Genomic DNA, 25017 nt, shown 5'->3' with positions numbered 1-25017 from the left:
CCTCCCTCAGTCCCAGTCCAGGCCGCCGCGCCGCCACTCGTAGGCGTACGCGACGAAGACCGCACCGATGAAAATCAACATGGCGACGAATCCGAATACCGGAAGCATGTCGAAGGAGACCGCCCACGGGTAAAGGAAGATCATTTCCACGTCGAAGACGATGAAGAGCATCGCCGTCAGATAGAACTTGACCGGGAACCGGCTGCCGCCGATCGGCTGCGGGCTGGGCTCGATGCCACATTCGTAGGCTTCGAGCTTGGCCTTGTTGTAGCGCCGGGGTCCGGCGAACCGGGCAGCCCCTATGGAGAACAGCGCGAAGGCCGCGGCGAGGGCGAACAGCCCAATGATGGGTACGTAAGGCGAGAGCGACATCTTCTTCTCCTGCTCGTCCTTCCCTGCCCGCGTTCGTTGGCGAAATTCACACTATTCACATCCCACCCGGCGACCGTCGGCGGGGGGTCGATCTGCCTGGTCCGCGCCCCTACACTGCGGGCGCGACCCGGGTCATCGCATTGATCACCCGGTCCATCGCGTCACCGCCACGAGGGTCGGTGAGGTTGGCCAGCAGCTTGAGCACGAATCTCATGAGGGTCGGGTGGGGCATGCCGTGCTTGGTCGCCACCCGCATGATCTCGGGCCGGCCGATCAGCTTCACGAAGACCCCACCCAGCCGGTAGTAGCCGCCGAACCGGGTCTTCAACTCCTGCGGGTACGCCATCAGTGCCCGCTCGCGCTCGGCACCGACCGGACGGGCCAGCGCCTGCACCGCGACCTCCGCGGCCAGTTCACCGGACTCCATGGCGTACGCGATGCCCTCGCCGTTGAACGGGTTGACCATGCCGCCGGAGTCACCGACAAGCATGACCCCCCGGGTGTAGTGCGGCACCCGGTTGAAGCCCATGGGCAACGCCGCGCCGAGGATCGAGCCCTCGGCGTTGGCCTCGTCGGTCATCCCCCACTCCGGTGGCGTGTTGGCCAGCCAGTCGGTGAGCAGCCGCCGGTAGTTGGTCTTGCCGAAGGCCGACGAGGAGTTGAGAATGCCGAGGCCGACGTTGACCCGGCCGTCGCCGAGGCCGAAGATCCAGCCGTACCCGGGCAGCAGGGCACCGGTGCCCTTGGCCCGCAGCTCCAGCCAGGACTCCAGGTAGTTGTCGTCGTGCCGGGCCTCGGAGCGGTAGTAGCGGCGTACCGCCACGCCGATCGGGCGGTCCTCGCGCTTGGCCAGCCCGAGGGCGAGCGGGAAGCGGCCGGAGACGCCGTCCGCGGCGACGACCAGCGGCGCGTGGAAGGTGGCCGGGGCCTTGTCCGGGCCGTCCTCGGCCTCCACGCCGATCACCCGGCCGTTGTCGTCGAGCACCGGGCCGGTCACGTTCACGTTGGTCCGCAGCGTCGCCCCGGCGGACGTCGCCCGCTGGACGAGCAGGTCGTCGAAGTCGAGTCGGGTGCGGACCAGCCCGTAGTTCGGGAAGCTGGCCAGGTCGGGCCAGTCCAGTTCGAGCCGGACCCCGCCGCCGATCACCCGCAGGCCTCGGTTGTGCAGCCAACCGGCCTCGGGCGAGGTGTCCACGCCCATCCGGATCAGTTGCCGCACCGCGCGCGGGGTCAGCCCGTCACCACAGACCTTCTCCCGGGGGAACTCGGTCTTCTCCAGCAGCAGCACGCGTACGCCGTGCCGGGCCAGGTGGTATGCGGTCGCCGACCCACCGGGGCCGGCGCCCACGACGATCACGTCGGCGTCGTTCTCCACCGCGGTCATTCGCGCCTCCTCCCCGGGTGCTCGTGAAATGCTTCACAAGCCAGTCGGGACGAGTCTATGACCGCCGCCGTACGCTCGGTTTGTTAGGGCGACCTAACATCACGGAAACAGGACACTGACGGAACTCCCGGACGCTGGGCTCATGCCGTCCGAGGCATCGGAGCAGCCCTATGCGCGGGGGCCGGTCGCGTCCAGACCTGCGCGGATCGTCTCCGGCAGGTGCTCCCGCAGCGCGCCGCCGGCAGCCCGGTCCAGCGCGGCGAGCACCTCGGACACCACCTGACGCACGTCCGCCGGATCCGCGCCGGCCAGATCCCTGAGCTGGTCGACCAGCTCGGCGGCATCATCGATGGCCACGTGGCGCGAATCCGTCATGCGGGCCAGCCTAAGCGGCAGACAATATCAAACAGACTTATTCGCCCAAATAGCGGTGAAAATGGTGCAAGTCGGGTCAGTCGCGGATCGCGCGGTGCAGCGCCACGATGCCGCCGCTCAGGTTCCGCCACGCCACCCCACCCCACCCGGCCGCGCCCACCCGGGCGGCCAGCGCGGGCTGGTCCGGCCAGGCCCGGATCGACTCGGCGAGATAGACGTAGGCGTCCGGGTTGCTGGACACCGTCCGCGCCACCGCAGGCAACGACCGCATCAGGTACGACAGGTAGACGGTGCGGAAGGCCGGGTTGACCGGGGTGCTGAACTCGCACACCACCAGCCGGCCGCCGGGCCGGGTGACCCGCGCCAGCTCGCGCAGCGCCGCATCGGTGTCGCTGACGTTGCGCAGCGCGAAGGAGATGGTCACCGCGTCGAAACTCGCATCGGCGAAGGGCAGCCGGAGGGCGTCACCGGCCAGCAGCGGCACCTGTGGACGGACCCGCTTGCCCGCATAGAGCATGCCCAACGACAGGTCGGCGCCGACCGCGTACGCCCCGGAACGGGACAGCTCTTCGGTCGAGACCCCGGTGCCCGCGCCCACGTCCAGCACCCGGTCCCCGGGGCGCAGATCCAGCGCGGCCCGGGTGGCCCGCCGCCAGAACCGGTCCTGCCCGAAGGAGAGGACGGTGTTGGTCAGGTCGTAGCGGGCCGCGACCCCGTCGAACATCGCGGCGACCTCGTGCGGCTGCTTGTCCAGGCTGGCGCGCTGGCCCTGCGGGGTGCTCACCCCTCCACTCTGCCAGCCGGGCCTCGCACCCTTCACGCCCAGGGTCACCGGCGCCCACCGCAGAGACAGTAGGGGCGGGATGGTCGCCCATCCCGCCCCTACTGCCGTGCGTTATGTGAACGGCCCGCGCGGGCCGATTGAGGACTACCTCAGGAATTGGTCTTCTCGTCGCCCGGAGCCACCAGGACCACCCGGCGACGACGGGACACCAGGAACATGGCCGCACCGGCGAGCACGACACCCGCGCCGACGGCGCCGATCACGCCCGCCTGCACACCGGTGACCGGCAGGCCACCGCCGCCGCCACCGTTGCCGGTGGCCGCCACGATCACGGCGAAGTCGTCGCTGTTGTCGGACGGGTCGATGTCGACGAACTCGGACTCCTCGATCTTCCGGACCTCGGCCCGGTCGAAGTCGGGCTTGGTCGCCTGCTTGCTGATCCGGGCTTCCGGCTTCAACGCGCCGTGCGCCACGGCCTCCAGCGAGCCGCCCTTGAGGGCCACCGGCGCCTTCACGTCCTCGTCCACCACGACCGGCAGCGGGAGGATCAGTACGCTGTCCTGCTCGAGCACGAAGTCCTTGTCCTCGCAGACCACGGTGCGGTCGGCGCCGGTCTTGCAGCCGTCGATCGGGAAGGCCAGGCTGACGTGCTCGGGCAGCTTGTAGGTCAGCTTGAGTCCCCGTGCGGCCATGTCGCCCTGGTTGGCGATCTCGCTGTAGACCAGGGCGGTGTCACCGGGGTGCAGCTTCTTGCCCTCTTTGACGGTCTCGAAGTCAAAGCTGGTCTTCACGTCCGGGACGATCACGCCCAGGTCGACGCCGCTCTCCGGGGTCACCTCGACGTCGAAGGTGACGCTGTTGTTGCTGTCGTCGGTGTCGTCCGGCGACTCGACGGTGATGGTGACCGGGGCCTTGTACGGCCCGGTGGCCGTTCCACCGGGCTTGATCAGGAGGAGCGGCAGCTCGGTGGTCTCGCCGGGACCGGGGATCTCGGTCTTGTCCAGCTCGCAGACGAACAGGTTCGGGTCCGGGTCGTTGTCGAAGGTGCACCCACCCTCGGTGAACGTCACGAACCAGAGCTTGCTCTCGTCCACCTTGGAGGCGTCGACCCTGAGGGAGACCTTGCTCGGGGTGTTCTTGCCCTGGTTGGCGATCTTGGCCCAGGCGACCTTGCCCCAGACACCGTCGGTGACCTTGGTGCCGGCCGAGGTGATCGCCAGGTCGGTCTCGGTGCCGGCCGCGTGGGCCGGCGCGCCGAACGCGGCGACCGCGCCCGAGGCGAGCAGTGCGGCCGTGGCCAGGCTCGCGGCACGGCGAGTGCGGAAGATCATTGAAGGGTCTCCCCCGTGGAGTGGTGTGAAGCGTACGGCCGGGGACGTTAGCGCTCAGGGATCACCCGCGCCACCCCGGTTCACACCCGCCACAGGCTGCTCAGCTAATCGCCATTTAAGGTTTGTCCGGATTGATGGCTCTTGTTGCCCAGGGGAGCGCGACCCCGCACCGCTCCGGCGTCGCGCTTCGAACCGGATGGATGGGCGGGGTGAGCCGTTCGGATGATCAGCTGAGAAGCGACACCGTTGGCGAACCGTGACCTTCCCGGAAACCGCCCGTGACCTCGGGGAGAGTCAGTTCGCCTCGACCAGCGGCAGGGAGCGGCCGGCACCGCCGCCGGGCAGCGCGATCGACGAGAAGTGCGACACCACCCGTTCGTCGGTGGGGTCGTCGGCGGGGGTGTGGTGCACGGCCAGCCGCTGGTAGAGCGTGTCCCGTTGCGCCGGGATCCGGTCGGCGGAGCGGATCATCCCGATCAGCTCGTGCAGGTTGGACCGGTGCCGGGCACCCGCCGAGGAGATGACGTTCTCCTCCAGCATGATCGAACCCAGGTCGTCCACGCCCATGTGCAGCGCGAGCTGCCCCACGTCCTTGCCCGTGGTCAACCAGGACGCCTGCAGGTGCGGCACGGTCTCGAAGAAGATCCGGGCCACCGCCACCAGGCGCAGGTACTCCAGCGTGGTCGCCTGGGTCCGGCCCTTGAGGTGGTTGTTCTCCGGCTGGTACGTCCACGGGATGAACGACCGGAAGCCCTGGGTACGGTCCTGCACGTCGCGGATCATCCGCAGGTGCTCGATCCGCTCGGCGGCCGTCTCACCGGTGCCCATCATCATCGTCGCGGTCGACTCGACGCCCTGCCGGTGCGCCAGCTCCATGACCTCCAGCCAGCGCTCACCCGACTCCTTGAGCGGCGCGATCGCCCGGCGCGGGCGCTCCGGAAGCATCTCGGCACCGGCACCGGCGATCGAGTCCAGCCCGGCGGCCTTGATCCGGGCGATGGCGTCGTCCAGGCTCACGCCGGAGACCTTCGCCATGTGCAGGATCTCGCTCGGCCCGATCGAGTGGATGGCGAGCTGCGGGTACGCCTTCTTGACCGAGGAGAACAACTCCTCGTAGTACTCCACCCCGTAGTCCGGGTGGTGGCCGCCCTGGAGCATGACCTGGGTCGCGCCCAGCTCGACCGCCTCGCCGCAGCGGCGCAGGATCTCCTCGGTGGGGTGGGTCCACCCCTCCTTGTGCTTCGGAGCCCGATAGAAGGCGCAGAACTTGCACGCCGTCACGCAGACGTTGGTGTAGTTGATGTTGCGGTCGATCAGGTAGGTGACGACGTTGTCCGGGTACCGCCGACGGCGCACCGCGTCCGCGGCCTCGCCCAGCGCGTGGAAGGGCGCCTCGGTGTAGAGCAGCAGCGCCTCCTCGGGCGTGATCCGCCCACCGTCCGCGCCACGCTGCAGGATGTCGTCGATCTCCCGGCTCGTCGTCACGCCACCGAGCCTACGTCGCGACTCCCACCGACCACCTCCAGGCCCGGCCACCCTGTGACCAAGGTAGGACCAGCACCCACCGCCGCAGCGCGGATCTCGGTACGAAACGGCCCCCGGAAGGGCGGTGTCGCACCAAGATCTCTCGGGTGCGTCGACGAGGCGGGGCCGCCCGCGTCCCTCGGGACACGAACGGCCCCGTCGGGCCTCGACCTGGTCGGATCAGGAGCGGTACGCCGCCAGCAACATGGTGTACGCGGCGTGCCCTTCCGCGTTCGGGTGGAAGGTCTCGGTGAGGCGGGTCAGGTTGACGCCGTGGATGAACGGCCTGGGGCTGCACGCCTCGTAACCGGCGAGGACCGGACGCATGTCGACGAAGGTGACGCCGGCCCGGCTCGCCGCCGCGCGGGTGCCCTCGGCCACCGCGTCGGCGTTGCCGTTCATGAAGGTGCGCTTGGCGGCACTGGGGCTGATCGCGCCGCAGGAGCCGGTCGGGGCGACCAGCCTCGGGTAGCCGAGCACGACCACCTTCGCCTTGGGCGCCCGGCGCTTGATCTCGCCGTAGAGGCCGGCGAGCTCGCCCACCATCTGGTTACGGGCGTAGTACGAGGAGTACATGGTGGCGGTCTCGCAGTACCACTCGCTCTCGGTGAGGCAGCCCGTCGCCACCGAGGAGAACTGCGCGTCGTTGCCGCCCACCGTGATGCTGACCAGCGCGGTGTTGCTGCTCAACGCGGAGAGCTGCTTGCTGCGCACGTCGGCCATGGTGGCACCGCTGCAGGTGACGTCCTTGAGCGTGTACCCGCCGACGCTGGAGGCCAGCAGCCTCGGGTAGCTCCTCGGACTGCGCAGACATGCGCCACTTGCCGAGTCGTACGGGAAGGCCCCGACGCCGGAGGCGTACGAGTCGCCGAGTGCCACGTACTCCTGGGGGGCTGCGGCGCGGGCGGGTGCACCGACGACCGCCTCCATGGCGATGAACGCCATGGCTGCGGCAACCACCACCGAGGTGAATTTGCGCATGGCTTCCTTTCTGAGTGTGAAGCCGGAACTGGCCGGGATGGCCGCGTCAGCGCTCCTCCAAAGCGGACCAAGTCGGTCCAGCCATCGAGAACCGGACGATGCTCTCGTTCATCCCTCGGCGACACAGACGGTGCGAAGCCCGCGCATGTTCAGGTCCCGGTCGGCGATCTTCCGACCGAGCGGGTGACGCGGGTGGCCTCAGGCGTCGTAGTCGACGGTGACGGTGTCGGTGACCGGGCTGGACTGGCAGGTCAGCACGTAACCGGCGGCCACCTCGTCAGGCTCAAGCGCGTAGTTGCGGGCCATCTCGACCCGACCGGAGACCACCTTCGCGCGGCAGGTCGAGCAGACGCCGCCCTTGCAGGCGTACGGCAACTCGCTGCGGACCTTCAACGCCGCGTCCAGGACCCGCTCGTCGCGGCGCATGGTGAAGCGCGACGAGCGGCCGTCGAGCAGGATGGTGACCTCGGTGCCGGTGCCCGGCTCGTCGCCCGGACGGCGGACCGGCTCCGGTGGCGCGTCGACGTGGAACAGCTCCGTGTGCACCGCCGACTCGGCGACGCCCCGCCCGACGAGCACCGTCCTGGCGTCCACCACGAGCCCGTACGGGCCGCAGAGGAACCACTCCTCGATCGCGCCACCGGGCACCACGGTGTCCAGCAACCACCCCAGACGCGTGGCGTCGATCCGCCCGGAGAGCAGCGGCGACTCGGTCTGCTCCCGGGACAGCACGTGCACCAGGTGCAGCCGGGTCGGGTAGCGGTCCTTCAGGTCGGCCAACTCCTCGGCGAACATCACCGAGTTGGCCGTGCGGTTGCCGTACACCAGGGTGAAGGTGCTGGCCGGCTCGACGGCCAGGGCGGTGGCGATCAGCGACAGCACCGGGGTGATCCCGGAGCCGGCGACCACCGCGCCGTAGCGACGGACCCGGTCCGGGTCGAACGCGGTGCCGAAGTGTCCCAGCGGCGGCAGCACCTCGACGGTGTCGCCGCGCCGCAGCACCCCGCAGGCGTACGCCGAGAACGCCCCGCCGGGGATCTCCCGCACGCCGATCCGCAGCCGCCCGTGCCGGGCCAGGTCCTGCGGGATCGAGCAGATCGAGTACGACCGGCGCACGTCCTGGCCGGCACCCCCACCCTCGGTGGGCAGCCGTACGGTGAGGTGCTGGCCGGCCTGGAAGGCGAAGGTCTCGCGCAGGTCCTCGGGTACGTCGAAGGTGATCGCGACGGCGTCGGCGGTGAGCCGGTCCACCGCGACCACGGGCAACGGGTGGAACACCGGGCGGCGGCGGACCGGACGGGTGATGGTGACAGTCACAGCGCCTTCACATGGTCGAAGGGTTCGGAACAGGCGCGACAGCGCCACAGCGCCTTGCACGCGGTGGAGCCGAAGCGACTGAGCTGCTCGGTCTCCGGTGAACCGCAGCGTGGGCACCGCACGGCGAGGGTCAACGGGACCACGCCGTCGCGGGGTGCCGCCTGCGGTGGGGCGATGCCGGCGGCGGCCAGCTTGGCCCGGCCGGCATCGCTGATCCAGTCGGTGCTCCAGGCGGGACTGTGCACCGTACGCACCTCGGCGTCCGGATGTCCGGCGGCGGCCAACGCCCGCCGGATGTCGGCCCGGATGACGTCCATCGCCGGGCAGCCGGTGTACGTCGGGGTGATGGTCACCACGACGTGGCCGGTGGCCGCATCCTCCTCGACCGCCCGCAGGATGCCGAGGTCGTCGATGGTGACCACCCGGATCTCGGGGTCCACCACCGACGCGACGGCCGTGCGCGGGTCGGTCATCGCGGCGGTCCGTCCGCGCTCACCAGCGCGCCCCGGGGTGGGCGCGGTGCAGCACCTGCATCTCGGCGAGCAGGTACGACAGGTGTTCGGTGTGCACGCCGTCCCGCCCGCCGGCCGGCGCCCAGGCCGACTCGGGCGCGGTGAGGGTCGCCTCGGCGAGCACCCCGGTGACCGTGCGGTCGAATCCGTCCCGCAGGGTGGCCGGGTCGACCGGCGCATCCGGCCCGGGGGTGAACAGCTCGTCGGCGTACGGCCAGACCTGGTCGACGGCGGCCTGCATCCGCCGGTGCGACTCGGCGGTGCCGTCGCCGAGCCGCTTCACCCAGAGCGCGGCGTGGTCCAGGTGGTAGGCGGACTCCTTGCGGGCCTTGCCGCCGATCGCGGCCAGCCGCTCGTCCGCGCAGCCGGCCAGCGCGGTGTAGAGCGGAAGCTGGTACGCCGACAGCACGAGCAGCTTCGCCATGGTCACCGCGAAGTCGCCGTTCGGCAGCTCGACCAGCAGGCAGTTGCGGAACTCCCGGTCGTCGCGCAGGTACGCCAGCGCGTCCTCGTCGCGGCCCGCGCCCTCCAGCTCACCCGCGTACGTCAGCAGCAGCCGCGCCGCACCGAGCTGGTCGAGGGCGATGTTGGCCAGCGCGATGTCCTCCTCCATCTCCGGGGCGCGGGTGGTCCACTCGGCGAGCCGCTGCGCCGCGATCAACGCGTCGTCGCCGAGCGCCAGGGTGAAGGCGAAGGGACCGTTCACAGGTGCGCCACCCCGTCCGGCACCTCGTAGAAGGTGGGATGGCGGTAGACCTTGTCGGCGGCCGGGTCGAAGAAGGCGTCCTTCTCGTCGGGGCTGGAGGCGGTGATCGCGCCGGCCGGCACCACCCAGATCGACACCCCCTCCTGACGGCGGGTGTAGAGGTCCCGGGCGTTGCGCAGCGCCAACTCGGCGTCGGGCGCGTGCAGGCTGCCCACGTGCGTGTGCGACAGACCCCGTCGGGCCCGGACGAAGACCTCCCAGAGCGGCGAGGTTTCCCTGCCAGCACTCGTCGCGCTCACTGTGTTGCCTCGGTTCGCGACTGCGGGGCTCGCAGAATCGGCTCACTCCTCGCGCTCACGGTGCCACCTCGGTTCGCGACTGCGGGGCTCGCAGAATCGGCTCACTCCTCGCGCTCACGGTGCCACCTCGGTTCGCGACTGCGGGGCTCGCAACACCGGCTCACTCCTCGCGCTCACGCCGCCACCTTCTCGTTGGTCCGCCGCTTCGCCGCGTACGCCTCGGCGGCCTCGCGTACCCATGCGCCGTCGGTGTGCGCCTGGCGGCGGTGCGCCATCCGCTGCCGGTTGCACGGCCCGTTGCCCTTGATCACCCGCATCAGCTCGGCGTAGTCGGGCTGGGTGTAGTCGTACGCCTGGCGCTCCTCGTTCCAGCGCAGGTCCGGGTCGGGAATGGTGAGCCCGAGCGCCTCCGCCTGGCCGACGCACATGTCCACGAAGCGCTGCCGCAACTCGTCGTTGGAGAAGCGCTTGATCTTCCAGGCCATCGACTGGGCGGAGTGGGTGGAGTCACCGTCCGGCGGGCCGAACATGGCCAGCGACGGATACCACCAGCGGTCGACCGCGTCCTGCGCCATCGCCCGCTGGGCCGGGGTGCCGTGTGCCAGCACGTGCAGGATCTCGTAGCCCTGGCGCTGGTGGAACGACTCCTCCTTGCAGACCCGGATCATGGCGCGGGCGTACGGGCCGTAGGAGCAGCGGCACAACGGCACCTGGTTGACGATCGCCGCGCCGTCCACCAGCCAGCCGATGGCACCGACGTCGGCCCAGGTCAGAGTCGGGTAGTTGAAGATCGAGCTGTACTTCTGCCGGCCGTCGAGGAGGAGCTGGACCAGTTCGTCCCGGCTCACCCCGAGGGTCTCGGCGGCGGCGTAGAGGTAGAGCCCGTGACCGGCCTCGTCCTGCACCTTGGCGAGCAGGATCGCCTTGCGCTTGAGCGACGGCGCCCGGCTGATCCAGTTGCCCTCCGGCTGCATGCCGATGATCTCGGAGTGCGCGTGCTGGGCGATCTGCCGGATCAGCGTCCGCCGGTACGCCTCCGGCATCCAGTCGCGCGGCTCGATCTTCTGGTCGGCCTCGACCACGGCCGTGAAGTACGTCGCCAGGTCGGTGCCGGGTTCGGCGGCCGTCCGTCCCTGTTCCGCCGCGGCGCGCAGCGCGGCCTCCGCCGCCTCGACCTCGCCGAGCAGGCCGCCGGGCGGGTCCTCGCCCGGGAAGTCATTGCCATACATGGACTCAGTGTTACAGCTTGCGACCAGCGGCACCAGAGGGGTGTCATAGAAATACGAGATGCCCGAGCGTTACCGGCCGCACGCCACGAGTAGCGTCCGTCGCTGTGAGACGGGTCACAAACGAGCCACAAATCCTCGCAACAGCCGCGTAGCGGGTTCTTATCCCGCCTTCCCCGCGAGTTGGCCAGTGTCGGATCCTGGCGTCACGCAGATCCGGACGTAGACTTCGCAGGTCACACCGATCGGTGCCGAACGATCGCCTGCCTTCAGGGGCACATCCCCCGCCTCCGCAAGCGATCCATACCGGTCAGTCCTGGCAACAAGCCGGTCCCCCCGGCCCTGACATCTGGAGCTCACCCGCTCATGCGATCTCGCGTGATCATGGTGTTCGCCGTCACGGCGGTGCTACTCGGCGGCGTCATGCTGGTGCCGGCCGCGTACGCCCGGCTCTCCGGCGACGAGGCGAACGCCGCCCAGGAGAGCGTCGCGGCGCCGCCGCCCGCGCCACCGCCGCCACCGACCCTCGCCGCAGGCAAGGTCTCGGTGAACTTCGAGGGCGAGTTCTTCTCGTGGGCGCTGATGGACCGCGAGTCGGGCAAGATCTCCGGCTCGAAGAACATGGCCGCGACAAGCTCAACCGAGTCGATGATCAAGGCCTGGATCGTCGCCGACTACCTGCGCCAACTCGGCGACGAGGAGCCGACGGCCGCGCAGAAGAAGGCGGCCAGCAAGGCCATCCGGGACAGCGATGACTCGTCGACCAACTACATCTACCGCATGGCCGGCGGCTCGTACGCGGTGCCGGCCGGCGGTCAACCCGGCCCGGTGATCAAGCGCGCGATCAGCATCTGCGACCTCACCGACACCAAGCGGGGCAACGTCAAGGGGTACGAGGGCTGGTGGAGCTTCACCAGGATGTCCCCGCGCGACGCGGTCCGACTCGGCGACTGCATCGCCGACGGCCGGGCAGCCGGCCCGAAGTGGACCGAATGGGTGCTCTCCGAGATGAGCAAGGTGCGCGGCACCACCGCCGACAAGGACCAGCACGAGGAGAAGGGTTGGGGCGGCGGCCGATGGGGCATCATCGACGGCCTACCTGAGTCGATCACCAGTCAGGGCCCGGTCGGCATGAAGAACGGCTGGACCCGCCTCTATTACGACCGCAACTGGCACGTCAACTGCCTCGCCGTCACCGAGAAGTGGAGTCTGGCCGTCATGCTTCGCTATTCGATCGCCGAGAAGCTCGACTACGGGGCCGACGTCTGCGCCAGCGTCGCCGCCCAACTGGTGACCCCGCAGCCCGGCGGTGCGCTCAAGGTGCCGCAGCAGCCGGTCGGAAAGCTCTGATGGCCGCCCGCAAGCGCGACCGGGAGGGCGGAACATCCCCGCTACGGCTGATCGCGATCGCCTGCGTACTGCTCGGGCTGGTCCTGGTCTCCCTGCGCCTGCTCCCCGGCTCGCCCTTCGAGTCCCGCGCCGCCGCCGAGTGGGGCCGGTCCGATCCGCCGGTGTCCCGCGACGGCTCGCTCACCGACCGCCACACGCGTCCGTCGCCCTCGCCCAGCCCGTCACCGGAGCCCGAGCCGCTGCCGTTCGCGGCGAAGCAGCTCGACCTGGACATCGACGGCTGGTACGGCTGGAGCGTGCTGGACCGCCGTTCCGGCGAGATCATCGGCTCGGACAACATGGACGAGACCAACACCACCGCCTCGCTCATCAAGTCCTGGGTCGTCGCCGACTACCTGCGCCGCACCGCGAACGCGGGACAGACGCCGAGCGACGCGAAGCTCGACGACCTGACCAGGATCATCCGGGACAGCGACAACACCCGCACCGAGCAGCTCTACACCCAGATCGGGCGGGCCGCGTCGATCAAGCGGTTGCTGTCCGTCTGTGACCTGACCGACAGCAAGGTCTCCAGTGACCTGGGGTGGAGCCGTACCGAGCTGTCTCCCCGCGACACCGCCCGGCTGGGCAACTGCATCGCCGACGGACGGGCCGCCGGCCCCGAGTGGACCAAGTGGCTGCTCAAGGAGATGCGCCTGGTACGCGGTGCCGGCGACTTCGGCATCCGCAAGGCGTTCCCGGCCGACGAGGCGAAGCGGATCGCCATCAAGAACGGCTGGGTGGACCGCACCCAGGAGCAGGAGATCCACGTCAACTGCCTGGCGGTCGGCGACACCTGGACGATGGGCGTGATGCTCCGCTACCCCATCGCCAAGGGCTACGAGTACGGCATGGACAACTGCCAGGAGATCACCGAGGCCCTGCTGACGCGTACCTGAGGGTGCGCGGGTGGTCTCAGCAGCCGACCGCAGCGCCGGCGGCGGCGCACGGCGGGGGCTCGACGGCCGCGCTGCCGCCGGTTCGGGGTGCAGTCAGCGGGTGAAGAAGGCCGGTCCGCCGGCCGGCAACGCGGGCGTCTCGCCGATCTCGGCGGCCCGACGGGCGAACTCCCGGAACCCGGCGACCTGACGCTCGCCGAGCGAGAAGTCCAGGGCCCGGAAGTACTCGGCGAGGGTGGCCGCGTCGAAGGGTTCCCACCGGGCCGCCGACTCGGCGACCTGGTCCAGCTCGGCCAGGCACAGGTCACGCGAGCGCAGGAACGCCTCGTGGACCTCCTTGACCAGGCCGGGATGGGCGGCGGCGAAGTCGCGGCGGACCGCCCAGACGGCGAAGACCATCGGCAGGCCGGTCCACTCCCGCCAGGCGAGCCCCAGGTCGGTCACGGTCAGCCCCTGCCGGGGGGCTTCGTACATCGCCCGCAGGGCCACGTCACCGATCAGCACCGCGGCGTCGGCCTCCAGCAGCATCTGGGTCAGGTCCGGCGGGCAGCGGAAGTACTCCGGGTCGACGCCGTACCGCTCGCGCAACAGCAGCCGGGCGAGCAGCACCCCGGTCCGCGAGGTGGACCCGAGCGCGATCCGCGCCCCGTCGAGGTCGGCCAGCGGGCGGGTGCTGACCAGGTTGACCGAGAGCACCGGGCCGTCACTGCCGACCGCCAGGTCCGGCAGGAGCAGCAGTTCGTCGGCGTGCCGCAGGTACTCGACCAGGGTGATCGGCCCGATGTCCAGGTCACCGGCGACCAGCGCGGCGCTGAGCCGGTCCGGCGAGTCCTTGTGCAGGTCGACGTCGAGCAGCGCACCCGAGCGCATCAGCCCCCAGTAGATGGGCAGGCAGTTGAGGAACTGGATGTGCCCGACCCGGGGGCGGGCGACGCGCTCGACCATGCCCCGACCGTATCCCCGCACCGCCCGATCGGCTCAGCGAGCCGCCCCGGAAGTGGCCAACCCCGCACCTGATGTAAGCAGGGGTCCCCTGTACGACACCAGGCGTTAGCAGGGGGCCCTTCCTTGCACGGCCCCGGCTCGGGGTGGTGGTAAATCGGTTGCTGGCCGCCCGGCAGGGTGTAGGCTGTTCGTTTCCGCCTGACGGCCGAGGTGAGTAGCACCGGAGCGGACGTCCCGCGCCGACCCGTGGTCGGACACGCGAGCGGCAGCCTTCCTCCCCGTCAAGGAGCACGTGGATGAGCCTGCACGCCCCACACACCCCGTACCCACCGCCGTCCGGCCTCGACGACGAGCTGACCGCCGAGCGGACGCACCTGACCCGGTCCCGCGCGGCACTACACCGGATGCGGGAACGCGCCGAGGCCCTCTTCGCCACCGGCGACACGGTGGCCGGTGACTCGTACACCGCCGAACAGCTCGGGCGGCACCTCGCCCGGCGGGTGGCCGAACTCGCCGACGACCCGCGGACGCCGTTGTTCTTCGGCCGCCTCGACTTCGGCGACGCCGATGCCGAGCACGCCGGGCGGCGCTACCACGTCGGCCGCCGGCACGTCACCGACGAGCAGGGCGAACCGCTGGTGCTGGACTGGCGGGCCCCGGTGTCGCGGTCGTTCTACCGGGCCAGCGCGCGCGACCCGCAGGGGCTCGCGGTCCGCCGCCGGTTCGGTTTCGGCGACGGCGTACTGACCAGCTTCGAGGACGAGCACCTCGACCGGGGCGAGGAACTCGGCACCGCCAGCCGGATCCTGACCGCCGAGATCGAACGCCCCCGGATCGGGCCGATGCGTGACATCGTCGCCACCATCCAGCCGGAGCAGGACGAGCTGGTCCGCGCCGACCTGGCCGACTCGATCTGCGTACAGGGCGCGCCGGGCACCGGGAAGACGGCGGTGGGGTTGCACCGCGCCGCGTACCTGCTCTATCTGCACCGGGAGCGGCTGCGCCGGTCGAAGGTGCTGGTCGTCGGCCCGAACCGGGCGTTCCTCGGGTACATCGCGGCGGTGCTGCCCGCCCTCGGTGAGGTGGAGGTCGCGCAGGCCACCGTCGAGGACCTGGTCGACCGGGTGGCGGTGCGCGCGATGGAAGCGCCGGAGGTGGCGAGGATCAAGCACGACGCCCGGATGGCCGAGGTGCTGCGCCGGGCCGTCGACGCGTACGTGGGCGAGCCGACCGAGGCGATGACCGTCTCCGACGGCTCGTACCGCTGGCGGATCGGATTGGAGCCACTGCACCGGCTGGTCCACGAGACGCGCGCGGAAGGACTGCCGTACGCCGTCGGGCGGGAACGGATCCGCGCCCGGGTCGTCGGGCTGCTGCAACGGCAGGCCGAGGCCCGGCGGGCGGAGTCGCCCAGCGACGCCTGGCTGCGCCGGACGGGCCGCTCGACGCCGGTCACCACCTTCCTGGACGCGGTCTGGCCCGCGCTCACCCCGGAAGGGCTGGTGCACGCCCTGCTCGGTGATCCCGCCCGGCTCGCGGCGGCAGCCGAGGGACTGCTCACCCCTGACGAGCAGGCCCTGCTCACCGCCGGGAAGCGGGCCCGTACGCCGAAGGCCACCCGGTGGACCGCCGCCGACGCCGTCCTGATCGACGAGGCGGCCGGGCTGATCGAGCGGCCGACCGGCTTCGGCCATGTCGTCATCGACGAAGCCCAGGACCTCTCCGCGATGCAGTGCCGGGTGATCGCCCGGCGCAGCGAGCACGGCTCGCTCACCCTCCTCGGCGACCTGGCGCAGGCGACCGCGCCGTGGGCCGCCACCGACTGGCGGGAGACCCTGCGCCACCTGGGCAAGCCGGACGCGGTCGTGGTGCCGTTGACGGTCGGTTTCCGGGTGCCGGCGGAGGTGCTCGCCTTCGCCAACCGGCTGCTGCCGGCGCTCGCCGTCGACGTACCGCCGGCCGAGTCGCTGCGCCACGACGGCATGCTCGCGGTGCGTACCGTGACCGAGCTGTCCGAGGCGACGGTCGCCGAGGTGCGCGCGGCGCTCGCGCACGAGGGGTCGATCGCGGTGATCGCCGCCGACGACGCGGTGGCCGGGCTACGCGCGGCGCTGGCCGCGGCGGGGATCGAGACGGCGACCGTCGACGAACCGACGGCGGGTACGCGGATCTCCGTCATGCCCGCCACGACGATCAAGGGCCTGGAGTACGACCACGTGGTCGTCGCCGAACCGGCGGCCATCGTGGCGGCCGAACCGCGCGGCCTGCACCGCCTGTACGTGGTGCTCACCCGGGCGGTGTCCCGGCTCTCGGTGGTGCACGTCGCGCCGCTGCCCGCACCACTCGGCTGATTGCGCGGTGGCACCGACCCGATAGACCGTTGTACACGGAGCACCATGGAAGGAGCCCCCCGTGATTCTCGCCCGCGCCGATCAGGTCAGTCGCCGCTACGGCGACGTCCTCGCACTGGACCGGGTCGACCTGGAGGTCCGTGCGGGCGAACTGGTCGGCCTGCTCGGGCCGAACGGCGCCGGCAAAAGCACCCTGCTCAACCTGCTGGTGGGGCTGCGCCGGCCGACCTCGGGCCGGGTGGAGCTGTTCGGCGGCGACCCCCGGGACGCGGCGAACCGGCAACGGATCGGCGTGACGCCGCAGGAGACCGGGCTCCCCGCCACCCTGCGCGTCGGCGAGGTGGTCGACTTCGTCTCCGCCCACTACCCGGACCCGGTGCCCCGGGATGAACTGCTCGACCGGTTCGGCCTCACCGACCAGCTCAAGCGGCAGACCGGCGGGTTGTCCGGCGGACAGAAACGCCGGCTGGCCGTGGCGCTGGCGTTCGTCGGCCGCCCCCGGCTGGTGTTGCTCGACGAGCCGACCACCGGGCTCGACGTGGAGGCCCGGCACACCCTCTGGAACGCCATCCGGTCCTTCCACGCCGACGGCGGCACGGTGCTGCTGAGCAGCCACTACCTCGAAGAGGTGGAGACGCTGGCACGCCGGATCGTGGTGATCGGGCACGGCCGGGTACTCGCCGACGACAGCGTCGACGCGGTCCGGGCCGTGGTCGGCGTACGCCGGGTCAGTCTGACCACCGACGCGCTGCCGACGCTGCCCGGAGTGGTCCGCACCGAACACGTCGACGGCCGGACGCACCTGCTCACCGCCGACGCCGACCAGCTCGTCCGCGACCTGGTCACCAGCGGTGTCGACTTCCGCGATCTGGAGGTACGGCCCACCTCGCTGGAGGAGGCGTTCCTCGCCATCACCACCGCCGAGACCGAGCCGACCCCCGTCTGAGGAAGTGCCTGCCGTGCCACTCGCCCTGACCCACGCGCGTTACCAGCTGCTGGAGACGGTCCGCATCCCGATCGCGCTCTTCGGCAGCGCGTTCTTCCCTGCCGTCGCGATGCTCTTCTTCGTGGTGCCGTGGGCCGGCGACGACCCGGTCGGCGCCACCTTCGCCACCGCCTCGATGGTCACCTTCTCGGTGATGAGCGCCAACATCTTCCAGTACGGCATGGGGGTCGCCGAGGATCGCCAACAGCCCTGGGACCCGTACACCCGGACCCTGCCCGTCGGGCCGGGACCACGCTTCGCCGGCCGGGTGCTGGCCGGTCTGCTGGTCACCTACCTGTCGTTGATCCCGCTGCTGGTCATCGCCGCGACGTTGACCGCAGCCGAGATCACCCCGATCCGGTTCCTGCTGGCGCTGGCCACCGTGGCGGTGGTCGCGGTGCCGTTCACCCTGCTGGGGCTCGCCATCGGGTACTCACTGCCGAGCAAGGCGGCGATCGTGGTGGCCCAGGTCGTCTTCTTCCCGATGGCCTTCGGCGGTGGGCTGCTCTCCGCCCCCGGTGACGCGCCCGGCTTCATCGAGGCGGTCGCGCCGTTCCTGCCCACCCGGGGGGCGGTGGAGTTGATGTGGGCGGTCGTCGGCGACTTCCCGGTCAGCACGTTGTCGCTGGTCATGCTCGGGGTCTGGGTGGTGGCGCTGGCCGCGATCGGTGGGTGGGCGTACCGACGGGACGAGGGTCGCCGGTTCAGTTGACGATCCGGCCGTTTCGCTCGGGCGGCGGCCGGGCGGTGCCACGATGCCGGTGAGGGTGGTCGAGCCGCGAGCGCCCCGAGCCGAGAGGGGTGGCCCGTGGTCGGCGTCCCACCGGGTACCCCCTGCTGGGCCGATCTGGCCACCCCGGGGCTGGACGCGGCCCGACGGTTCTATCCCGAGTTGTTCGGCTGGACCGGTCGGGTCGACCCCGAACCGGAGGCGGGCGGCTACACGGTCTTCCTGCTCGGCGGGCGACCGGTGGCCGGCGTGGGGCCGCCGGCCGTACCCGACCAGGTGCCGATCTGGTCGACGTACGTCGCCACCGACGACGCCGACCTGGTCGTCGGCCGGGTGGAGCGGGCCGGCGGGCAGGTCGTGGTGCCGCCGTTCGAGGTGTTCGACCGGGGTCGGATGGCCGTGTTCAGCGATCCCGCCGGTGCCGCGTTCAGCGTCTGGCAGCCGATGAGCTTCGCCGGGGCCGACGTCTTCGACGTACCGGGCGCGATGTGCTGGACCGAACTGATCACCCCCGACCCGGACGGGGCACGGGTCTTCTACGAGCTGGTCTTCGGGTGGCAGCCCGAGGAGGAGCCGATGGGGCAGGTCGCCTACACCGGCTGGCGGCTGGGTGACCGCCTGGTGGCCGGGATGATGCCGCCGCTGGGCGCCGAGTTTCCGGCCGACTCACCGGGGTACTGGACGCTTTACTTCTCGGTCGCCGACGCCGACGCCACCGCCGCCCGCGCCGCCGAACTCGGCGGCACCATCCTCGTCCCGCCCCGGGACATCCCCGCCGGCCGCGTCACCGCCCTGCGCGACCCACACGGCGCCCTCTTCTCCCTCATCGCCCTGACCTCCTGACCACCCCATCGCCACCCATCAGCGGGGGCGGGTGGGGAGGACCAGGGGGCCGTGGGGGCCGGGGACGACCGTGACGTGGGCCCGGTAGTAGCGGGCGAGCATCTCCTCGGTGAGTACCTCGGTCGGGGTGCCCTCGGCGACGATCCGGCCGTCGGCCAGCAGCACCATGCGGTCGGCGTACTCGCCCGCGATGGAGAGGTCGTGCATGGTGGCCAGCACGGTCAGGCCGTGCGTCCGGCGTAACTGGTCGACGAGTTCGAGCACCTCCTGCTGGTGACCGATGTCCAACGCGCTGGTCGGCTCGTCGAGCAGCAGCAGGGTGGCGCCCTGTGCCAGTGCGCGGGCCAGGAAGACCCGCTGCCGCTCCCCGCCGGAGAGGGTGGCCAGTTCCCGACCCTGGAAGCCGGCGAGGTCCAGCCGACCGAGCACCTCGTGCACCACGGCCATGTCGGCGGCGGACTCCCGGCCCAGCGGCGGGATGTACGGGGTACGTCCGAGCAGCACGTAGTCGAGCACCGCCATTCCGGGCGGTACGACCGGGGACTGGGCCACGGTCGCCACCACCCGGGCCCGTTCGCGGCGGCGCAGGGCGCTCAGCGGCGTACCGAAGAGGTCGACGGCGCCCGGCGCGGCGAGCAGGCCGCCGACGGCCCGCAACAGGGTCGACTTGCCGGCGCCGTTGGGTCCGATCACGGTGACCCACTCGCCGGGCCGGACGGTCAGGTCGACGCCGGTCAGGATCGGCGTGCCGTCCAGGCTGATCCGCAGGTCACGCACCCGCACTGCGGCGGCACCGGACGCGTCGGGCGCGGTCACGTCAGCACCCGTCGGGCGGTCCGCAGGATCAGCACGAAGAAGGGACCGCCGAGCAGCGCGGTGACCACCCCGATCGGGATCTCCTGCGGGGCGGCGGCAGTCCGGGCCGCCACGTCGGTCAGGGCCAGGAAGGCGCCGCCGAACAGCAACGACAGCGGCAGGATGACCCGGTAGCTCGATCCGGCGAGCAGCCGTACGGTGTGCGGCACGATGATCCCGACGAAGCCGATCAGGCCGGAGGCGGACACCGCGGCGGCGGTGCCCAGCGAGGCGGCGGCGATCAGCAGGTACCGGGAGCGTTGCGGGTGCAGGCCGAGCCCGGCCGCCTCGTCGTCACCCACCGAGAGCACGTCCAACTCCCGGCGGTGCAGAAGGATGACCAGGCTGGTGAGCAGGAAGTACGGCAGCACCAGCCGGACGTCGTGCCAACCGGCGGTGGCCAGCCGCCCGAGCAGCCAGGAGTACACCTCCTGGATGCTGTCCGCGTTGCGTTGCAGCAGGTACGTCTGACCGGCGGAGAGGAACGCGGAGACGGCCACCCCGGCCAGGATCAGGGTGGCCGGCGAACGGCTGCGTCCACCGGCCACCCCGAGCAGGTACGTCATGGCGACCGCACCGAGCGAGCCGACGAAGGCGGCCAGCGGGATGGTGAGCGGCAACCCGCTGAGCGCACCGCCGGTCGCGGTGCCGAGGGTCAGGACGACGGTGACCGCGAGCCCCGCTCCGGCGGCCACCCCGAGCAGGTACGGGTCGGCCAGCGGGTTGCGGAACACGCCCTGGTAGGCGCCGCCGGCCAGGGCAAGCAGTCCACCGACCAGCAGACCCAGCACCACCCGGGGCAGCCGCAGCTCGGTGACGATGGCGATCTCGCGCTCGGTCAGCCCGCTGTCCAGGCGTACCCCGGGCAGCAGATTGAGCAGTTCGATCGCGACGCTGCCGGGCGGCAGGCTGACCGGGCCGAGCGAGACGCCCGCCACCAGGGCGACGAAGACGGCGAGCACGCCGACGGCGAGCCAGCGTTTCCGCAGGCCCGCCGGGCGGGCGACGACCGGTAAGGAAGGGTCCCTTGCTAACGCCTGGTGCATAGGAAGGGTCCCCTGCTAACGCCTGACGACGTCGGTCACTCGGTGACCTTGGCGGTGGCGTCCACGATGGTCCGGAGCAGGTCCACCACGCGCGGGCCCCAGCGCGAGGCGACGTCGTCGTCCAGCTCGACGATCTGGTCGCTCTTGACCGCCTCGATGCCGGACCAACCGCTGCGCGCCTTGACCGTGGCGGCGCTCTGCTGGCAGCACTTCACGTCGGAGAGGAAGACGAAGTCCGGGTTGGCCTGGACGATCACTTCCTGGGAGAGCTGCGGGTAGCCGCCGTTCGTGCCGTCGGCGTCCGCCGCGTCGGCGATGTTCTCCAGGCCGGCGAGGGCATAGATCGAGCCGATGAAGGTCTTGCTGGTGGCGGTGTACAGCTCCGGCCCCAGCTCATGGAAGTAGGTGGGCGCCTGGACCCGCTGCGGCACCTCGGCGACGATCTTGGTGATGTCGTCCTTCATCCGCTGCACCACGTCGGTCGCCGTGTCGGCGTTGCCGGTGAGCGTGCCCAGCTCGGTGATCTGCCGGTACGAGTCGTCCAGGGTCTGCGCCGCCGGGGTCAGGTAGACCGGGATCTTGAGGGTGGTGAGCTGGTCGACGATCTTGTTGCGGTCGTCGCTGAGCACCACCAGGTCGGGGTTCTTCGCGGCGACGGCCTCGGCGTTCGGCTGGTAGCCGGAGAGGTCCGTCTTCGGCGCGTCGGCCGGGTGGTTCGACTGGTCGTCGACGGCGGTGACCTGCGGCCCGGCACCGATGGCGAAGAGCATCTCGGTAGCCGTCGCGGAGAGCGAGACGATCTTCTCGGGACGCTGATCCAGGGTCAACGACCCGACGGTGACGGGGAAGGTGGCGCCACTGCGGCTGTCGCCGGTGCGGGGTGTCTCGCTGTTCGTCTCGGCGCAGGCACCGAGGGCGAGCGCGGCCACCGCGAGAGTGGCGGCGAAGACCCGGGGGGTACGGCTGAACATCGGTCCTCCTGTCGGTCGAGGAGTGCTGCTTCGCCGACAGGAGCCGGAGCGGCCCGTCCGCGAGGCGCCCTTCCTCGAGAGCGCGAATCGCGACGCGCCCCAGGCGACCTGACTCGTCCCCGTCTTCGGGGCATCACAGTTGCGGGACAGCGCCGGTTTCGCACCGGCTTCGCTGCGGCGGGTCGGTACGACGGTAGCGCACGGCGGGACCGCGACCCGCTGAGCAGGTCACGGTCCCGGCCACGTGCAGCCCGTCTAGTTCACTGTTGTCCGTTTGGCCCCTGGACGGGGCCCCGCGCGAGGGGGTGTGGCGGGGCCCCGCCGCTTTCAGGAGGCGGTGATGGTGACGTTGTCCACAGCCGCCTCGACCAGGCTGGCCGTCGACGCGTCGGCGGCCTCCACCAGGATCCGGACCGACTGCCCGGCGTACGGGGTGAGGTTGAGGTTGGCCTGGGTCCAGGCGCCGTTGCGGTTGCTGGCCGCGCCGGCCTGGGTGAGCAGCGCCGTGGTGCCGCCGTTGTGCACCACGCTGACCCGCAGGTAGTCGGCCGACGACGAGTTCGAGCCGTGCGCCAGGTACCAGGCCAGCGACAGCGTCAACGTGCCGCTGGACGGCAACGTGACCGCCGGGGACCGGGCGCTGGTCACGCCGCCGTCCACGTCGTAGTCCCCGGCGGCACTGCCGGCCAGCCGACCGGTGACCAGGTCGTTGCTGCCGGCGAACGGGGTGAGCTGCTTGGCGCCGCTGGAGTTGGTGGCCTGCGCGGCCCCCCGCTCCCACTGCCCCGAGGTGGCCGTGTCGGTGCCGTTGGGGTTGATCGTCCAGCCGGTCGCGGTCTCGAAGGTGTCCGACCAGACCGTGGTCCCGCTGCCACCGCCGCAGTACTGGGCCTGCTTGCCGATGGCCCGGTACGGGCAGTCGGCGTACTCGGAGAGGATCAGCACCGCCTCCCGGTTGCGCGAGGTCTGCGCCGGGATGACCTCGTCGGGCGGGTAGAAGCCGCCGCCGGAGGCCGAGCCCGGATACAGCTCGAAGGTGTACGCCCAGATGCCGTGCGTCGCCCACATCCAGTCGATGCTGCTGCCGTCGGTGATGTACAGGTCGCTGGACTGCTGCGGGGTGAAGCCGTTGGTCGCCGCCATCTGCTGGCCGATGGTGGCGAAGGTGTTGTACTGGTCGGCGTTCATCCCGGTGGCGGTGTTGCTGGTCGTGTAGCCGTACGGCCAGAGCACCAGCTCGGAGTAGGTGTGGAAGTCGATGTTGGCCTTGATCTGCTGCACCCCGCCGACCACCCGGCTGTTGACGAAGTTGCGCAGCGCCTGCGTCTCGGGAGCGGAGAACGCCGACGGGCCCCGGTAGGTGTCCGAGGAGGTGGAGCCGGACGAGCCGCCGCAGCACCCGAAGTTGAAGCTCCAGTTGCGGTTCAGGTCGGTGCCGACGTACGACGAACCGCTGTTGGGTTGGCGGTTCTTCCGCCAGGACCGGTAGGAGCCGGTGGCGATGTCGTACTCGCTGCCGTCGGGGTTGACGGTCGGCACGATCCAGATCTCCCGGTTGTTGACCAGGCCGGTGATCCGGGAGTCGGAGCCGTAGTTGTCGGTGAAGAGGTTGAGCAGGTAGATCGCCATCTCGACGGTCAGGTGCTCGCGGGCGTGCTGCTGGGCGTTGAAGAGGATCTCCGGCTCGTTCTCGTCGGTGGCGACGTTGTCGGAGATCTTCACCGCCACCAGCTCCCGGCCCTCGTACGAGCTGCCGATGCTGACCTTGCGGGCGATCGACGGGTGGTCCGCAACGACCTGGTTGACCACGGCGGTCATCTCCGCGTAGTCGTGGTAGTTCGCGTCGGCCGGCGGGAAGGCCAACGCGCCGACCTGCCCGTCCGTGGCGCCCCGATCGGTGGGCAGGGCGGCGGTCGCCTCCAGCCGGAACCCGAGGCGGGTGATCGCGGCGGCCTCGGCGCGGGTGGCCGAGACGTGCAGCACCCCGTGTTCGGAGTAGTCGATCGCGGCACCGGTGCCGGCGATCGCGTTGCGGTCGGCGAGCGTCTTCGGACCCAGAACCCGGTAGGGCACGGCGGCCGGCTGCTCGTCCCGGTTCGGGGCCGGTTCGGCGGACACCGGTGGTGCGGAGATGGTGAGCAGGCCGAGCCCGGCGGCGACGATGAGCGCCAGGGCACGGCGGACGGGGATCGAACGGAAGGCCATGGACAACCTCCTGGAGGCGCGGGGGTTCCCCGCCCGGCAGCGGACAGCCCACCACCGGTCACATGGTCATATCAACATCGATCGTTGTACGGCCCATCCCAGTCGGATCCTCATGCCGACGACATGGTCCCGTCGCCGCAGGTCAGGAGGACGAGCCGCGTCCCGGCTCGGTGGACGAGCCGGACTGGTCGGCCGATCCGCCGTCGGTCTGGCCGCCGGAGACCGGGTCGGCCTCGGCCTGGTCCTCGCCGGCCAGGGCGGACCGCAGCCGCTCCTTCTCCGAGCGGCGACGCTCGGCGGCGGCGGCCATCTCCTCGGCCATCTGGTCGCGTACGCCCTTGAGCAGGAAGAAGGAGACCGCGGCGGAGAACAGCAGCGCCAGGATCAGCTTGAGGAAGATGTCCATGTCGACCGGCCAGAGGGCCAGCATCACGACCACGAACAGGCCGATCCGGCCGAGGGTGTACTTGGCCGCCGCGCTCACGTCGTACTCCATTCTCCGCCGGGCGGCGGCGTCTCTCAGCTCCTGTGTGCGGCCGCGCCGCACGGCGACCTCAGATCGTCCGGTCGACCAGCCAACGGACGCCGGGGAACCAGACCAACGCGTACACGACGGTGAACGTCACCGCCGCCAGGCCGCCGGAGAGCAGCGGCGGCAGCCCGGTCACCACGCCTGCCACCAGCAGACCGGAGACCACCGCCATCGCCAGCGCCACCAACCCGGCCACCAACCGGGGCGCGCCGAACTCCCAGGCCCGGAAGTCCTCCCAGAACAACCAGACGGCCAGGATCACCGCCAGCCACCCGTTGGCCTGGCCGAAGTCACCGGCACCGAACCAGGCGAAGGCGGTGTCGAAGAGCACCAGCACCAGCATCCCGATGACCACTCCGCCCAGGCTGACGCCGAGCAGGTCACCCAGGAACCGGATGCGCCCGTCGTCGTCCCGGCGGGGGAACGCGCTCTGTTGCTCGCTCATCGTCGTGCCA

General features: G+C 70.9%; 25 protein-coding genes and 1 riboswitch. Of the genes, 6 read left to right on the top strand and 19 right to left on the bottom strand.

The window, feature by feature from the left end:
- Positions 1-6: 6 nt before the first annotated feature.
- The 12 genes from HUT12_RS02435 to paaA form a co-directional block, all read right to left on the bottom strand.
- A complete protein-coding gene (locus HUT12_RS02435) occupies positions 7-372 on the bottom strand; it encodes an NADH-quinone oxidoreductase subunit A (protein ID WP_117229653.1) in 366 nt (121 codons plus the stop codon).
- A gap of 109 nt (positions 373-481) precedes the next feature.
- Positions 482-1756 (bottom strand): geranylgeranyl reductase family protein, encoded by a 1275-nt coding sequence (locus HUT12_RS02430; protein ID WP_176092341.1) that lies wholly within the window; start codon positions 1754-1756, stop codon positions 482-484.
- 168 nt (positions 1757-1924) lie between these two features.
- A complete protein-coding gene (locus tag HUT12_RS02425; RefSeq protein WP_131054082.1) occupies positions 1925-2131 on the bottom strand; it encodes a hypothetical protein in 207 nt (68 codons plus the stop codon).
- 76 nt (positions 2132-2207) lie between these two features.
- On the bottom strand, positions 2208-2915 hold the full coding sequence (locus tag HUT12_RS02420) for a demethylmenaquinone methyltransferase (protein ID WP_176092340.1): 708 nt from the start codon (positions 2913-2915) through the stop codon (positions 2208-2210).
- 149 nt (positions 2916-3064) lie between these two features.
- A complete protein-coding gene (locus HUT12_RS02415; RefSeq protein WP_176092339.1) occupies positions 3065-4246 on the bottom strand; it encodes an LPXTG cell wall anchor domain-containing protein in 1182 nt (393 codons plus the stop codon).
- Between the two features lie 294 nt (positions 4247-4540).
- Positions 4541-5731, bottom strand: a complete 1191-nt coding sequence (gene mqnC / locus HUT12_RS02410) for a cyclic dehypoxanthinyl futalosine synthase (protein WP_176092338.1) — start codon at positions 5729-5731, stop codon at positions 4541-4543.
- 219 nt (positions 5732-5950) lie between these two features.
- Complete coding sequence (locus HUT12_RS02405; RefSeq protein WP_176092337.1) at positions 5951-6751, bottom strand: SGNH/GDSL hydrolase family protein; 801 nt, start codon at positions 6749-6751, stop codon at positions 5951-5953.
- 198 nt (positions 6752-6949) lie between these two features.
- A complete protein-coding gene (gene paaE / locus HUT12_RS02400) occupies positions 6950-8068 on the bottom strand; it encodes a 1,2-phenylacetyl-CoA epoxidase subunit PaaE (protein WP_176092336.1) in 1119 nt (372 codons plus the stop codon).
- Complete coding sequence (paaD, locus tag HUT12_RS02395; RefSeq protein WP_176092335.1) at positions 8065-8541, bottom strand: 1,2-phenylacetyl-CoA epoxidase subunit PaaD; 477 nt, start codon at positions 8539-8541, stop codon at positions 8065-8067. The genes paaE and paaD overlap by 4 nt, the downstream gene beginning before the upstream one ends.
- Positions 8542-8560: 19 nt before the next feature.
- Positions 8561-9286: a 1,2-phenylacetyl-CoA epoxidase subunit PaaC gene (paaC, locus tag HUT12_RS02390; protein WP_131054606.1), complete on the bottom strand. Its 726-nt coding sequence runs from the start codon at positions 9284-9286 to the stop codon at positions 8561-8563.
- On the bottom strand, positions 9283-9585 hold the full coding sequence (gene paaB, locus HUT12_RS02385; protein WP_131054607.1) for a 1,2-phenylacetyl-CoA epoxidase subunit PaaB: 303 nt from the start codon (positions 9583-9585) through the stop codon (positions 9283-9285). The genes paaC and paaB overlap by 4 nt, the downstream gene beginning before the upstream one ends.
- A gap of 173 nt (positions 9586-9758) precedes the next feature.
- Entirely contained in the window at positions 9759-10814 is a 1056-nt protein-coding gene (paaA, locus tag HUT12_RS02380; protein WP_131054608.1) for a 1,2-phenylacetyl-CoA epoxidase subunit PaaA, read from the bottom strand.
- A gap of 363 nt (positions 10815-11177) precedes the next feature.
- Here paaA and HUT12_RS02375 point away from each other — a divergent pair, with 363 nt between their 5' ends.
- Entirely contained in the window at positions 11178-12161 is a 984-nt protein-coding gene (locus HUT12_RS02375; RefSeq protein ID WP_131054609.1) for a hypothetical protein, read from the top strand.
- Complete coding sequence (locus tag HUT12_RS02370) at positions 12161-13099, top strand: serine hydrolase (protein WP_131054610.1); 939 nt, start codon at positions 12161-12163, stop codon at positions 13097-13099. The genes HUT12_RS02375 and HUT12_RS02370 overlap by 1 nt, the downstream gene beginning before the upstream one ends.
- Before the next feature lie 93 nt (positions 13100-13192).
- Here the strand turns inward: HUT12_RS02370 and HUT12_RS02365 are convergent, their stop codons facing one another.
- Positions 13193-14044: a menaquinone biosynthetic enzyme MqnA/MqnD family protein gene (locus tag HUT12_RS02365; RefSeq protein ID WP_176092334.1), complete on the bottom strand. Its 852-nt coding sequence runs from the start codon at positions 14042-14044 to the stop codon at positions 13193-13195.
- Between the two features lie 296 nt (positions 14045-14340).
- On the opposite strand from HUT12_RS02365, the gene HUT12_RS02360 reads away from it, so the two are divergent.
- From HUT12_RS02360 to HUT12_RS02345, 4 genes are all read left to right on the top strand, one after another.
- Complete coding sequence (locus tag HUT12_RS02360) at positions 14341-16395, top strand: AAA family ATPase (RefSeq protein ID WP_176092333.1); 2055 nt, start codon at positions 14341-14343, stop codon at positions 16393-16395.
- A gap of 61 nt (positions 16396-16456) precedes the next feature.
- Positions 16457-17341 (top strand): ABC transporter ATP-binding protein, encoded by an 885-nt coding sequence (locus HUT12_RS02355; protein WP_131055698.1) that lies wholly within the window; start codon positions 16457-16459, stop codon positions 17339-17341.
- Positions 17342-17354: 13 nt separating this feature from the next.
- Positions 17355-18092, top strand: coding sequence for an ABC transporter permease (locus tag HUT12_RS02350; protein WP_176092332.1), 738 nt, complete (start codon positions 17355-17357; stop codon positions 18090-18092).
- Between the two features lie 96 nt (positions 18093-18188).
- Positions 18189-18953 carry a VOC family protein gene (locus HUT12_RS02345; RefSeq protein WP_176092331.1) on the top strand — a complete coding sequence of 255 codons (765 nt, stop codon included), beginning with the start codon at positions 18189-18191 and terminating at the stop codon, positions 18951-18953.
- 18 nt (positions 18954-18971) lie between these two features.
- Here HUT12_RS02345 and HUT12_RS02340 read toward each other — a convergent pair whose 3' ends face one another.
- The 6 genes from HUT12_RS02340 to HUT12_RS02315 all read right to left on the bottom strand — a co-directional run bounded on the left by HUT12_RS02340 (position 18972) and on the right by HUT12_RS02315 (position 25007).
- Positions 18972-19736 carry an ABC transporter ATP-binding protein gene (locus tag HUT12_RS02340; RefSeq protein WP_176095619.1) on the bottom strand — a complete coding sequence of 255 codons (765 nt, stop codon included), beginning with the start codon at positions 19734-19736 and terminating at the stop codon, positions 18972-18974.
- A gap of 29 nt (positions 19737-19765) precedes the next feature.
- Positions 19766-20854, bottom strand: coding sequence for an iron ABC transporter permease (locus HUT12_RS02335; protein ID WP_131053074.1), 1089 nt, complete (start codon positions 20852-20854; stop codon positions 19766-19768).
- Between the two features lie 35 nt (positions 20855-20889).
- A complete protein-coding gene (locus HUT12_RS02330; protein WP_131053073.1) occupies positions 20890-21825 on the bottom strand; it encodes an ABC transporter substrate-binding protein in 936 nt (311 codons plus the stop codon).
- 107 nt (positions 21826-21932) lie between these two features.
- Positions 21933-21993: riboswitch (cobalamin riboswitch) on the bottom strand.
- 159 nt (positions 21994-22152) lie between these two features.
- Entirely contained in the window at positions 22153-24030 is a 1878-nt protein-coding gene (locus HUT12_RS02325; RefSeq protein WP_176092330.1) for a M14 family zinc carboxypeptidase, read from the bottom strand.
- A gap of 142 nt (positions 24031-24172) precedes the next feature.
- The gene (locus HUT12_RS02320; protein ID WP_176092329.1) at positions 24173-24514 is read right to left on the bottom strand and encodes a DUF4229 domain-containing protein; all 342 of its coding nucleotides are present in this window, start codon (positions 24512-24514) and stop codon (positions 24173-24175) included.
- Positions 24515-24584: 70 nt separating this feature from the next.
- On the bottom strand, positions 24585-25007 hold the full coding sequence (locus tag HUT12_RS02315) for a hypothetical protein (protein ID WP_176092328.1): 423 nt from the start codon (positions 25005-25007) through the stop codon (positions 24585-24587).
- Positions 25008-25017 lie beyond the last annotated feature (10 nt).

The organism is Verrucosispora sp. NA02020 (assembly GCF_013364215.1).
Classification (GTDB): domain Bacteria; phylum Actinomycetota; class Actinomycetes; order Mycobacteriales; family Micromonosporaceae; genus Micromonospora.
Note: the sequence above shows the minus strand (reverse complement) of the source record. Positions and strands in the feature narration are given on the sequence as shown.